Source organism: Citrobacter sp. Cf087 (assembly GCF_030334285.1).
In the GTDB taxonomy this organism is placed as follows: Bacteria; Pseudomonadota; Gammaproteobacteria; order Enterobacterales; family Enterobacteriaceae; genus Citrobacter; species Citrobacter freundii.
This window is the reverse complement of the sequence record NZ_JAOWED010000031.1, coordinates 348,158-360,856: the sequence shown is the minus strand read 5'-3', so window position 1 is coordinate 360,856 and position 12,699 is coordinate 348,158. Positions and strand designations below refer to the sequence as shown.

Genomic DNA, 12,699 nt, shown 5'->3' with positions numbered 1-12,699 from the left:
GCTGCGCTTTGCTATTCACCGCACGGATGCCTGTCGGTCTGCTGTATCAGGCCATTTTTGACCTGAGTGTAACTATGTCTGCAACTCAACATTCCGCTGTCGCAGTCGCGGAAAACGCGGCCCGAGCCGTGCTGCGCCAACCCCGTCTGCTGGTTCGCGAAACACTGGCCGGTGTGGTAACCGCCCTGGCGCTGATCCCGGAAGTGATCTCATTTTCCGTTATCGCAGGCGTTGATCCTAAAGTCAGTCTGATCGCCTCCGTCGTACTGTGCCTGGCGATGTCCTTTTTAGGTGGTCGTCCCGCAATGGTTACCGCCGCTGCAGGATCGGTTGCGCTGGTGATTGGTCCAATGGTGCATCAACACGGCGTGCAATACATCCTGCCTGCAGTGGTACTGGCCGGGATGATTCAGATCCTGTTTGGTGTATTGGGAATGGCACGTCTGATGCGATTCATCCCTACGGCCGTGATGACCGGATTTGTCAACGCACTAGGTATTTTGATTTTCTTTGCCCAGGTCCCTCATTTCTGGGGGAAAAGCCCGCTCATCTGGGGGCTGTTTGTCCTGACGCTGCTGATTGTGCTGTGGGTTCCGCGGTTTATTAAAGCTATCCCCGCACCGCTTATCGCCATCGTGCTGCTGACCGTGTTCACTGTCACCAGCGGGCAACTGTTACCGACCGTCGGTGACGAAGGTTCGATGAGCGGCGGCCTGCCGGGTTTCACCCAGTTGTTGGTTCCGCTCAACCTGCAAACGCTGGCGATTATCTGGCCCTGCGCGCTGAGTATCGCTTTTGTCGGTTTGATGGAGTCGCTGTTGACCGCCCGTCTGGTGGATGACCTGACGGTGACGCCGTCGAATAAGAATCGCGAGAGTGCCGGGCTGGGGATAGCCAATATTCTGGCCGGATTTTATGGCGGCATCGCCGGGTGCGCGATGATTGGTCAAACCATCGTTAACGTCGAGATGGGCAAAGGACGCAGCCGCGTCTCGACGGTTGCCGCCGGACTGGTATTACTACTGTTAGTCACTGGGTTAAGCGAAGTGATGGCAGAAATACCCATGTCGGTGCTGGCGGGAATTATGGTGATTGTGGCGGTAAAAACCTTCAGTTGGCACAGCATCCAGCCCGCCACGCTGAGGAAACTCCCCGTCACTGAAACGCTGGTGATGCTGGTGACCGTCGCTGCCACGGTATCCACCGGCAACCTGGCGATTGGCGTGGTTACCGGGGTGATGGCAATGCTCATTCTGCCACGTATCGTCAGAAGCAAACGCGCGGCTACATCAGAAACAGCGTTGCCAGACCGAGAAAAATAAAGAAACCGCCGGTATCGGTAATAGCCGTAATCATGACGCTCGAGCCAACCGCCGGGTCGCGCCCGAGCTTCACCATCGTCATCGGAATGATGACCCCCATTAATGCTGCCATCAACAAATTAAGCATCATCGCCAGGGTCATTACTCCGCCGAGCGCCATGTCATCGTACAGCCACCAGGTAATACCGCCCATAATTCCGCCCCATACGAGGCCATTAATCACTGCAACGCCCATTTCGCGCAGGATCAAAAACGTCAGGTTCCCCGGCTGAATATTTTGTAGCGCCAGCGCGCGGACGATCATGGTGATGGTTTGATTCCCGGTATTGCCGCCAATTCCCGCCACAATTGGCATCAGCGAGGCCAGCGCCACCAGTTGCGAAATCGTATGTTCAAAACCGTCGATCACCCGCGAGGCGATAAAGGCGGTACAGAGGTTAACGGCCAGCCACGCCCAACGGGTTTTTACCGCTTTGGTAACGGGCGCAAACACATCCTCTCCGGCGCTTAAGCCCCCCATTCGACGCAAATCGGTATCAGTTTCTTCATAGACCACATCGACGATCTCATCGATAGTTAAGCGGCCCATCAGCTTGCCTGAAGGGTCAACGACTGCAGCACTGACCAGGTCGTCACGTTCGAAGGTACGTGCAGCGTTTTCAGCGATATCGTCCGGAGAAAAGGTGAGCGGGTCATCTTCCATCACCTCGCTGACTTTGCGTTGCACATCATTGAGCAGGATGCAGGTTAGCGTCAGTTCTCCAACCAGCACTTTATTGCGATCGGTCACGAAGAGTTTATCGGTGTTCTCCGGCATTTTGCCCAACCGTCGCAGGTAGCGTTGCACCACTTCCAGCGTCACGTCCGGACGCACGGTGATGACTTCGAACTCCATAATCGCGCCGACGCGATTCTTCTCGTAATGCATTACCTGGCGGACACGCGCCCGCTCTTCGGCTGGTAACGTCGCCAGCAACCGTCCAGTGAGGTTACGCGGGAGATGCTGCACCAGATAAATCTGTTCATCGATATCGAGATATTGCAGCGCATCCAGTATTTCGCGGTCACTCATCTCATCGATCAGGTCGTCCCAGACGTTTTCAGACGCCTCAAGCAGGACGTTACCACGCTTTTCACTTTCGACCAGTCGCCACAGGGCGTGACGCTCTTCTGAAGGTAATGCTTCGAGGGTATCGGCTAAATCGGGAGGCGGCAGGTGGGCGACCAGCGCCCCTACCTCAGCAATATCGTCGGCTAACGTACCGACGTCATATTGCTCAGCCAGGGTAAGCTTGCCCAACAGTGTTGAAATAATGGCTTTATCAGTGGTCAGCAGCCAGATAAGGCGCGCACGCTCTTCATCACGCAGCCTGGCGCTGTTTTTATTTATTACGGACATTAATCATAAATCCATGATATGAAATATCATTAATCATGATGCTGATTTATGTAAATAACAATAAACAGTGCCGCCGGGTGGCTAAAAAACCGGCGGCACGTAGGATCAGGCTGTGCGAGCCACCGCGTCACGCGAGGCGGCTTCACGTTCATCGCCCAGCAGTTCACTCAACTGTCCGTTACGCATTTCCAGCAGCCTGTCGGCATGAATAAAATAGTGATCGTCGTGGCTAATGGCGAAAATGGTTTTGCCCATTTCCTGCATCAAAGGCAATAGCACCTGATAGAACTCCCGGCGGAAATGGGGATCCTGATCGGCAGCCCATTCGTCCAGCAGAATGATGTCGCGCTCCTCCGCCAGAGCCAGCAGCAGCGCCACGCGTTTCTTCTGCCCTTTCGACAGTTTCAGATTGAGGATACGGCCATCGCTCAGCTCCAGCTTGTGCCCCATCTTCAGATGTTCCAGCCACTTCGCGACCAGCTGCGGATTAGCCTCTTTACCTTCCGGCCCCAGCAGTTTGTCGAACAGCCAGACGTCGGTAAACACGGCGGAGAATAGCTTGCGGTAGTCTTCCGGTTTTTCAACGGCAACGGCCTTACCATCAAGCAATATTTCGCCTGACTGCGGCTGGTATAGACCGGTCAGTAACATCGCCAGCGTAGATTTCCCGCTACCGTTACCGCCAATCAGAAAGATCAGTTCACCGCGATGAATCGTCAGATTCACGGGTCCAACGGAGAAGGCGTTATCCTGATAGTGGAATACCACGTTACGTAACTCCAGCGTCTGCCAGTTCGGAAACGCATTTGGACGCGGGAACTCGGCCTTAAAGGGCGCAAGGGCAAACCTGTTCAGCTTGTTGAAGGCCACCTGCGCGGTGAGCAGCGTCGGTAGCGCGCCAACGGCAGAGAGCAGCGGCGTGCGCAGGAATAACAGCGTCAGCGAATAGGTCGCCGCTACGGCGGTATCGGCCCATCCCAGACTGTTAGCCATCCAGAACACCAGGCCAATGGCGCCCAGCATCATAATGTTCGACCAGTTGACCGCGCTCAGGTGGAAAGTATCGGCGCGAATAATATGGTGACGGTACTCTTTGGCATCCGGGACATACATCTGATTAAAGATATGCTCGGCACGCTCACGGTTGAGCGTCAGCTCTTTGCGCCCTTCCAGCACCGTTTGATAATCGTTGTACAACTTATCTTCAGTTTCGCGCAAGGTAGCCATGTGTTTATACACCCGCGCCACCAGCACAAATCCGCCCCAGATGGTGATTGCCATCCAGATTACCGTCACCAGCAGCATTTTAGTCGACAGCATCGCCAGATACGCCGCCGATCCGACGGTCAGGATAATCCCCTGTACCAGCTCAGGCAGGCGGACAAAGGCGATGGTGATGTTGCGGATGTCGCTGGTTAAACCCGCCAGCAACGAGGCGCTGCCAAGCTGTTCGATACGCTCGACGTGGGTGTCCAGAATCCGTTTGATAAATTCGCTACGCAGTCGGTAGACAAAGTGGTGTCCCAGCGTGGTGAGCGCCAGTTGTGAACCGAGGGTGACGGCCATCAATAACAGCAGCAGGCCAAGAAACTCCGGTAGCACCATCAGCGTGGTGTCGACCGTTTCAATCAAACGCTGGTTGATAAACGCAATCAGCCCAATCCCCAACGCGGCGCTGGCGAGGCTGAGCGCCATCACGCTGATAAATGGCCAGCGATACTGCCGCCAGACAAGAAGTAAAAGTTCCATGCGAACAACCCGGGCAAGTAATAACAGCCCGCAGTTTAAACATCTCTTCGCTGACAGCAATAATAATTCTTATTTTTATTCTTTTTTACCTGCCTGACGAAACGTCAGATTGTAACGACAGTCTCCGGTCAACGGATGATACCCCGTTTTAAGCGGCTGGATCCCATGATAAAACAGCCGCGAATTACCGCCCCACACCACGACATCGCCATGCTCCAGCAGCAAACGCTTTAAAGGGTCATTACGGCGCAATCCGCCAAATTGAAAGATGGCCGGTAGCCCCAGCGATACAGAGACAATCGGCGCCCGCAGGTCGGGCTCGTCTTTATCCTGATGTAAGGACAGTTTTGCCCCTGGCGTGTAGCGGTTAATCAGGCAGGCATCGGGTTGAAAATCAGCATAGCCCGCCGCCGTCGCCGCCTGTTGACACAGGTCAGCAAATGCATCCGGCAGCGGCGGCCAGTGCACGCCGGTGAGTGGATCAAACGGAGAATAAAGATAGCCATGCTGATCCGTCGTCCAGCCCAGATGGCCGCAGTTGGTCATTGCCACCGACATCGTATAGCCGCCGGGCGTTACCATCTGACGAAACGGCGACTGTCTGGCGACAGCCGCTATCGCCTGCAGTAAAGTGGGTGCAGAGTCAAAAGCGAAACGTCGCAGAATAACCGCACCTGAAGCCAGCGGCTCCTGCCAGGGTTTAGCATCCGCAAAAAGATCGAGCATTATGTTTCCTCGCCAGTAGTTTCCCGTTGCAGTAACTGCGCCTTGCGCGCAATACCCCATCGGTAGCCCGAAAGTGCGCCATCACCACGGATCACCCGGTGACACGGTATAACAATCGCCAGTTTGTTGGCCCCACAGGCACTGGCCACCGCGCGTACCGCCTTCGGTTTGCCGATGGCGCTGGCCAGCTGTTGGTAGCTCATTGTTTCGCCGCACGGAATTGCGCGCAGCGCCTGCCACACCTGCTGCTGAAATGCGGTGCCCCGGATATCCAGGGGTAGCGATAGCGACGCGTCACGCGAGTTGATCGCGGCGATCACTTCGCGCACGCGCTGCTGAAAATCGGCATCTGCAGGAACATCCTGCGCGGCGGGAAACAGCTCATGCAGATCCGCAACTAACGTGGCGTCATCATCACCAAGTAAGATCGCACAGATACCCCGCTCGCTTTCTGCCACCAGACAACGACCCAGAGCGCAATCTGCGAGGGTATAGCGTACAGAAACGTTGTCGCCGCCTTTACGAAATTGCTTTGCGGTCATGCCTAATGTCTGATCCGCTTTGCGGTAATAGCTGCTGCTGTCGGGGAATCCGGCGTTGAGAATCGCCTGCGTAACCGGAACACCTTTCGCCAGAGCATCGCGCAGACGGCGGGCACGCCAGGACTGCTGCCACGCTTTCGGGGTCATGCCTGTCGTAGCTTTGAACAAGCGATGTAAGTGATACGGGCTCATTGCCACCTGTTGTGCCAACTCGTCCAGCGTAAGAGGTGACTCTTGCTCCAACAACTGGCAGGCGCGGGCAATTTTGTCCAGTCGATGCTGTTGCGCGCTGTCTTTATCCGGCTGGCAGCGCTTACAGGGGCGAAACCCGGCAGCCTGCGCCTGCTGAGCATCAGAGAAAAAGCAGACATTTTTGCGCAGCGCATGTTTTGCCCGACAGGACGGACGGCAGAAAATACCGGTGGTCTGGACGGCAAAAACAAAATGACCGTCGGCGTCGGCGTCACGAGCCAAAACGGACTGCCAACGGTCATCGTCAGTGATGCGTAAACGATTTTTCATTTCGGACTCCTTTGTTAAGCATAGCGCTTAGCGTCAGTGTGTCCCCACAGGCGGATACAAAAACCTGCAATCTTGCTTTTTAATTTTTTTCGCTGACCAGAAAGCTTGTGAACTGCGGCGACATCCAGGTTTTAAACCCCTCGCCCTCTTTCATAATCATATAGACCGCAAGCCCTTCACGACGCACAACTTCTTTGGCCTTTTCCGGGCCGAGCACCATCAATCCTGTATCCCAGCCATCGGCCTCCAGCGCCGTTGGGGCAATCACCGTTACGGACACCAGGTTGTGTTCAATCGGACGACCGGTTTGCGGATCGATAACATGGGAAAGACGCTTGCCATCCAGCTCATAATAGTTACGGTAGCTGCCGGAGGTGCTAATGCCATGCCCGTTAATGTCTACAATCGCCTGCACCGCGTTTTCACGATCGGTCGGTTTCTGAATTGCGACACGCCACGGATGCCCTTCAGCATTCATACCGCGGCTGTTTAGCGCACCACCAACGGAAACCAGATAACGGGCGATCCCTTCCTGCTCCATTAATCGTGCCAGATGATCGGCGGCGTACCCTTCGCCAACGGTAGAGAGATCCACATACAGATCCGGCAAGTCTTTTTGCAGGTAATTCCGATGCGCTTCATTCACGACCTTTAGATGTGAAAGTCCGGTTTTCGCTTTTGCAGCGTCAATTTGCTCTTGGGTGGGAATATGCAACGGTTGCTGATCCGGGCCAAAGCCCCACAGATTGACTAACGGCCCCACGGTGATATCCATAGCCCCATCGGTTTTTGCGCCAATGCGTAGCGCCGAGGTCACGATATCCGCCATGGCGTCGCTAACCGGCCATGGTGACAAACTATTCGATAAGTTAAAGCGCATCAATGCAGAGTCATTTTTATAGGTGGAGAGCAGTTGATCATCGGCATCAAGCTGAGTCTGGATCTTCACCTGTAGTTCTGCGGCGCGTTTTGCATCGACGCCCACGACACTGACCCGCCAGAAAGTGCCCATGGTTTTACCTTCCAGAACGGTGGCTGCCGTTGTGGTCTGAGCAGGTTTCGGGGCTTCATCGCACCCGACAAAAAAAATCGTCACCGCCAGCAGCGCTGCGCGATAAAATTTCATTTCCATACGTAATTATCCTCATGCGAACGCGCGCAAGAGTACACCAAAAATCGTTGTTTGTACGGCGGAAAAACAGCATTAAAAAAGGCCCCGCAGGGCCTTTGATAACAATAAATGTAGATTAGAACTGGTAAACCAGACCCAGCGCTACGATATCATCGGTACCGATACCTGCGTCACGGGTGAACTGATTGTCATCCAGCAGGTTGATTTTGTAATCAACATAGGTGGACATGTTTTTGTTGAAGTAGTAAGTCGCACCAACATCAACATATTTCACGATGTCTTCGTCGCCATAGCCACGGCCCAGGTCTTTACCTTTAGACTGCAGGTAAGCCACGGACGGACGCAGACCGAAGTCGAACTGGTACTGAGCAACCGCTTCGAAGTTCTGTGCTTTGTTAGCCCAACCCAGGGAGCCTGCACGCGTTGCGTTGTAGGTCTGAGTGTATTGAGTTGCAAAGTAGAAGTTGTTCGCGTCGTATTTAATACCACCGGTATAGGTTTCAGCACGGTCGCCGGTACCGAAGTTCAAACGGTTCTGTTCGTCGGTACGTTTTGAACTGGTGACTGCAGTACCCAGAGAGAAGCCTTCGCCGATATCATAAGTGATAGATCCGCCAACGCCGTCGCCATTCTGACGCAGTGCTTCACGACCGTTGTTGGTCACGCCAGTGAAAGTTCTGCCGGTATCGTCTTCGCCACTCACGCTACCGTTTTTACCCTGGTACTGAATGGCAAAGTTCAGGCCATCAACCAGACCGAAGAAGTCGGTGTTACGGTAGGTCGCGAAACCGTTACCACGCTGCTGCATGAAGTTGTCAGAACCGTAGGTGTCGCCGCCGAATTCCGGCAGAACGTCGGTCCAGGACGTTACATCGTAAACTACGCCGTAGTTACGACCGTAGTCGAAAGAACCAACATCAGCGAATTTCAGACCCGCAAACGCCACACGCGTCCAGGAGTTGTTCTGAGATTCAGGCGCGTTACCCTGAATCTGGTATTCCCACTGGCCGTAACCGGTCAGTTGGTCATTAACCTGAGTTTCGCCTTTGAAGCCGATACGCATATAGGTTTGGTCACCATCAGCGCTTTTGTCATCGGAGAAATAGTGCAGACCGTCGACTTTGCCGTACAGGTCTAATTTGTTGCCGTCTTTGTTATAAATTTCAGCCGCATTCGCTGCGCCTGCTACCAGCAGTGCTGGTACCAGGAGGGACAGTACTTTAACTTTCATGTTATTAACCCTCTGTTATATGCCTTTATTGCTTTTTTATGCCACTGCATACTGATTAAGGTCATTAACCAGTCGGCAACTTCATTCTCCGCAAAAACACAGAATAATCCAACACGAATATGATACTAAAACTTTTAAGGTGTTTCATTTATCTGCATAGATGTTTCAAAATATTAATGAAAGGGAACTTTTTTAAAATCAAAAAATAGGCAAAATAAGCACAAATAATCAAGAATCATATCAATAATCTTTAAAATCAACAGATTACACGAAAAATTCTTATAGCACTGAATGACAAAAAAAAATCTTCACTCGCAACTAAAATAGACCCGCTATCATCATTAACTTTATTTATTACCGTCATTCATTTATGAATGTCTGTTTACCCCTATTTCAGCCGAATGCTCAGCGTTCGGTTTTTTTTTACCCTTCTTTACACAAAACTTACCTTTCTGTGCTACCGATGCAAAACTATAACGACTATTAACTATCTCATAGCACTGCGCTCAGATATAAGCCTGACAAATAATTGATTGTTATTTAATGCTAAATGTATACTTTCCGTACGAATATTTGTACCCGCCGTTATCCACTGTACACCTTTGCACCGTCACGGGTGCAACCAAATGAGGCGTAAAAAATGCAACCTCTGCCGGGCGGTGTAAGTGTGGTAATTCATACATTACCCTTTATACTGCCCCTTCATCTTTCGCGTCGTTTAACAGGTCATAAACACGAATGAGTCAGTCTGACACAACGGTTTCCACCCGATTCTCCCTGTTGCCAGGAAGTATTACCCGTTTCTTCTTATTACTGATCGTTGTGCTGTTGGTGATGATGGGTGTTATGGTCCAGAGCGCCGTCAACACCTGGTTAAAAGATAAGAGCTATCAGATCGTCGATATTACCCATGCCATTCATAAAAGGGTCGATACCTGGCGATACGTGACCTGGCAAATCTATGACAACATTGCCGCCTCAACCAGTTCGCCGGGTGCAGAAGGGCTGCAGGAAACGCGTCTGAAACAAGACGTCTATTATCTTGAGAAGCCGCGCAGAAAGACCGAGGCGCTGATTTTCGGCTCGCATGACAGTTCTACATTGGAAATGACCCAGCGCATTTCAACATATCTGGATACGTTGTGGGGCGCAGAGAATGTCCCATGGTCAATGTATTACCTGAATGGTCAGGACAACAGTCTGATCCTAATCTCGACGTTACCGCTGAAAGATCTTACCTCCGGTTTTAAAGAATCGACGATTGGGAATATTGTCGATTCCCGGCGCGCTGAGATGCTGCAACAGGCTAATGCGCTAGATGAACGTGAAAGCTTCTCTTCACTGCGCCGTCTGGCCTGGCAGAACGGGCATTACTTCACGCTACGCACGACCTTTAATCAGCCAGGACATCTGGCAACGGTTGTCGCCTTTGACCTGCCGATTAATGACTTGATCCCGCCCGGTATGCCGCTGGACAGTTTCTATCTGGAACCTGATGCCACCTCAACGACCGAGCACCTGAATGAAAAAGAGTCGCCTGACAGCGTCAGCATTAATTTCAACAACAGTAAAATTGAGATCTCTTCGGCGCTAAACTCAACGGATATGCGGCTGGTATGGCAGGTTCCGTTTGGCTCATTGCTGCTCGACACATTGCAAAGCATTCTGCTACCGCTTTTGCTGAACATTGCGTTGCTGGCCCTGGCGCTGTTTGGCTATACCACTTTTCGCCACCTCCCAGCCCGTACCACCCAAGTGGCGCCAAACCTTGCGGCAAATAATGAACTGCGCGTTCTTCGCGCAATCAATGAAGAGATTGTTTCCCTTCTGCCACTGGGATTACTGGTACACGATCAGGAAGCAAATCGTACGGTTATCAGCAACAAAATTGCCGATCACCTGCTGCCGCATTTAAATCTGCAAAACATTACCAACATGGCAGAGCAGCATCAGGGAATCATTCAAGCCACCATCAATAATGAACTGTATGAAATCAGACTGTTTCGCAGCCAGATCTCCCCGAGAACGCAGATCTTTATCATTCGTGACCAGGACCGCGAAGTGCTGGTCAATAAGAAGCTGAAACAAGCGCAGCGGCTGTATGAGAAAAATCAGCAGGCCCGCGCGGCCTTTATGCAGAATATTGGCAGCGCGCTGAAAGACCCCGCGAAAACGTTGGCTGCCAATGCCGCCGCGCTCAATACACCGGACAGCCAGAAACTGGCAAATCAGGCCGACGTTCTGGTGCGAATGGTGGACGAAATCCAGCTAGCCAACCTGCTGGAGAACGATGCCTGGAAAGGTGAATCCACACTGTTTTCCGTGCAGGCATTAATTGACGACGTAGTTCCGGAGGTTCTGCCAGCCATTAAGCGTAAGGGGCTGCAGCTACTGATTAAAAATCACCTTAGCGCCCATGATGAACGCCGTGGCGATCGCGATGCCTTGCGCCGTATTTTGCTGCTGTTGATCCAATATGCGGTAACCACCACGCAGATTGGTAAAATAACGCTGGAAGTCGACCAGGATGAGTCAGAGGCTGAACGCCTGACCTTCCGCATTCTGGATACCGGGCAAGGCGTCACATTGAATGAAGTTGATAATCTCCATTTCCCGTTCATCAATGACACGCAGGGCGATCGGTATGGCAAAGCCAACCCTCTGACGTTCTGGTTGTGCGATCAGTTAGCCCGTAAGCTTGGCGGACACCTGAATATCAAAGCGCGGGAAGAACTTGGAACACGTTATATCGTCCATGTTAAAATGCCGCTGCACGATCAACATGCTGATAGTGAAGAGCGCCTGTTGGATGACGTCTGCGTAATGGTTGATGTCACCTCAAATGACGTACGTAGCATTGTATTACGTCAGCTGGAAAACTGGGGGGCAACCTGCATCACGCCCGATGAACGGTTGAATAGTCAAGAATATGATCTCTTTTTAACGGATAATCCGTCTAATCTTACTGCTTCAGGCCTACTTTTAAGCGATGATGAGTCTGGCGTGCGGAAAATTGGCCCTGGCCAACTGCGCGTTAACTTTAATATGAGCAATGCTATGCAGGAAGCTGTCCTTGAGCTGATTGAAGAGCAACTGGCGCAAGAAGGGTTCCAGGAACTCCCCCTCGGCGGGGATGAAAACGCCGAACTTCATGCCAGTGGTTACTACGCTCTCTTTGTAGACACAGTACCGGATGATGTTAAGAGGTTGTATACTGAGGCGGCTATCAGCGATTTCGCTGCGTTAGCCCAAACGGCCCATCGCCTGAAAGGCGTGTTTGCCATGCTTAATCTGGTACCCGGCAAGCAGTTATGTGAAGCGCTGGAACATCTTATTCAAGAGAAAGATGCTCCAGGTATAGAAAAATACATCAGCGACATTGACGTTTACGTCAAGAGCTTGCTGTAGCAAGGTAGCCCAATACATGAACACTATGAACGTAATTATTGCCGATGACCACCCGATTGTACTGTTCGGTATTCGTAAATCACTTGAGCAAATCGAGTGGGTAAATGTTGTCGGCGAATTTGAAGACTCCACTGCACTGATCAACAATTTGCCTAAGTTGGATGCGCATGTGTTGATTACCGACCTCTCCATGCCGGGAGATAAATACGGTGATGGGATCACGTTAATTAAATATATCAAGCGTCATTTCCCGAGCCTGTCGATTATCGTTCTGACCATGAACAACAATCCGGCTATTCTGAGCGCGGTACTGGATCTCGATATTGAAGGGATCGTACTGAAGCAAGGTGCGCCAACCGATCTGCCGAAAGCGCTTGCCGCACTGCAGAAAGGTAAGAAATTCACCCCGGAAAGCGTGTCTCGTCTGCTGGAAAAAATCAGCGCCAGCGGCTATGGCGACAAACGTCTGTCACCGAAAGAGAGTGAAGTTCTGCGTCTGTTTGCCGAAGGTTTCCTGGTTACTGAAATCGCGAAAAAACTCAACCGTAGTATTAAAACCATCAGCAGCCAGAAAAAGTCGGCAATGATGAAACTCGGTGTGGAAAACGATATCGCCCTGTTGAATTACCTCTCTTCCGTAACGCTGAGTCCCTCAGACAAAGAGTAAT

9 protein-coding genes are annotated in these 12,699 nt (G+C 51.9%); 3 read left to right on the top strand and 6 right to left on the bottom strand.

The features are described 5' to 3' along the window. Positions 1-74: 74 nt before the first annotated feature. The gene (locus tag OGV57_RS18270; RefSeq protein ID WP_054528694.1) at positions 75-1,322 is read left to right on the top strand and encodes a SulP family inorganic anion transporter; all 1,248 of its coding nucleotides are present in this window, start codon (positions 75-77) and stop codon (positions 1,320-1,322) included. Here OGV57_RS18270 and mgtE read toward each other — a convergent pair. The 6 genes from mgtE to OGV57_RS18240 form a co-directional block, all read right to left on the bottom strand. Further along, positions 1,285-2,721 (bottom strand): magnesium transporter, encoded by a 1,437-nt coding sequence (gene mgtE, locus OGV57_RS18265; RefSeq protein ID WP_003027576.1) that lies wholly within the window; start codon positions 2,719-2,721, stop codon positions 1,285-1,287. The genes OGV57_RS18270 and mgtE overlap by 38 nt on opposite strands. Before the next feature lie 105 nt (positions 2,722-2,826). After that, positions 2,827-4,470, bottom strand: coding sequence for a multidrug ABC transporter permease/ATP-binding protein (locus tag OGV57_RS18260; protein WP_054528603.1), 1,644 nt, complete (start codon positions 4,468-4,470; stop codon positions 2,827-2,829). Between the two features lie 75 nt (positions 4,471-4,545). Beyond that, on the bottom strand, positions 4,546-5,196 hold the full coding sequence (gene alkB / locus OGV57_RS18255) for a DNA oxidative demethylase AlkB (protein ID WP_003027582.1): 651 nt from the start codon (positions 5,194-5,196) through the stop codon (positions 4,546-4,548). Beyond that, positions 5,196-6,260 (bottom strand): bifunctional DNA-binding transcriptional regulator/O6-methylguanine-DNA methyltransferase Ada, encoded by a 1,065-nt coding sequence (gene ada / locus OGV57_RS18250; protein ID WP_048232419.1) that lies wholly within the window; start codon positions 6,258-6,260, stop codon positions 5,196-5,198. Before ada ends, alkB begins: the two co-directional genes overlap by 1 nt. A 79-nt stretch (positions 6,261-6,339) precedes the next feature. Continuing rightward, positions 6,340-7,392 carry an FAD:protein FMN transferase ApbE gene (gene apbE, locus OGV57_RS18245; RefSeq protein ID WP_054528604.1) on the bottom strand — a complete coding sequence of 351 codons (1,053 nt, stop codon included), beginning with the start codon at positions 7,390-7,392 and terminating at the stop codon, positions 6,340-6,342. 115 nt (positions 7,393-7,507) lie between these two features. Next, complete coding sequence (locus OGV57_RS18240) at positions 7,508-8,623, bottom strand: porin OmpC (RefSeq protein WP_054528605.1); 1,116 nt, start codon at positions 8,621-8,623, stop codon at positions 7,508-7,510. A gap of 738 nt (positions 8,624-9,361) precedes the next feature. On the opposite strand from OGV57_RS18240, the gene rcsD reads away from it, so the two are divergent. Both rcsD and rcsB read left to right on the top strand, forming a co-directional pair. Next, positions 9,362-12,031: a phosphotransferase RcsD gene (gene rcsD / locus OGV57_RS18235; protein WP_032936599.1), complete on the top strand. Its 2,670-nt coding sequence runs from the start codon at positions 9,362-9,364 to the stop codon at positions 12,029-12,031. A gap of 16 nt (positions 12,032-12,047) precedes the next feature. Beyond that, positions 12,048-12,698, top strand: coding sequence for a response regulator transcription factor RcsB (rcsB, locus tag OGV57_RS18230; protein ID WP_003027592.1), 651 nt, complete (start codon positions 12,048-12,050; stop codon positions 12,696-12,698). The last annotated feature ends 1 nt before the right edge of the window (position 12,699 follow it).

What these genes read in the sequence shown, in the direction of transcription:
- rcsD (WP_032936599.1), top strand. Translation starts at nt 9,362, where the DNA reads ATGAGTCAGTCTGACACAACGGTTTCCACCCGATTCTCCCTGTTGCCA.
- OGV57_RS18270 (WP_054528694.1), top strand. Translation starts at nt 75, where the DNA reads ATGTCTGCAACTCAACATTCCGCTGTCGCAGTCGCGGAAAACGCGGCC.
- rcsB (WP_003027592.1), top strand. Translation starts at nt 12,048, where the DNA reads ATGAACACTATGAACGTAATTATTGCCGATGACCACCCGATTGTACTG.
- mgtE (WP_003027576.1), bottom strand. Translation starts at nt 2,721, where the DNA reads ATGTCCGTAATAAATAAAAACAGCGCCAGGCTGCGTGATGAAGAGCGT.
- alkB (WP_003027582.1), bottom strand. Translation starts at nt 5,196, where the DNA reads ATGCTCGATCTTTTTGCGGATGCTAAACCCTGGCAGGAGCCGCTGGCT.
- apbE (WP_054528604.1), bottom strand. Translation starts at nt 7,392, where the DNA reads ATGGAAATGAAATTTTATCGCGCAGCGCTGCTGGCGGTGACGATTTTT.
- OGV57_RS18260 (WP_054528603.1), bottom strand. Translation starts at nt 4,470, where the DNA reads ATGGAACTTTTACTTCTTGTCTGGCGGCAGTATCGCTGGCCATTTATC.
- ada (WP_048232419.1), bottom strand. Translation starts at nt 6,260, where the DNA reads ATGAAAAATCGTTTACGCATCACTGACGATGACCGTTGGCAGTCCGTT.
- OGV57_RS18240 (WP_054528605.1), bottom strand. Translation starts at nt 8,623, where the DNA reads ATGAAAGTTAAAGTACTGTCCCTCCTGGTACCAGCACTGCTGGTAGCA.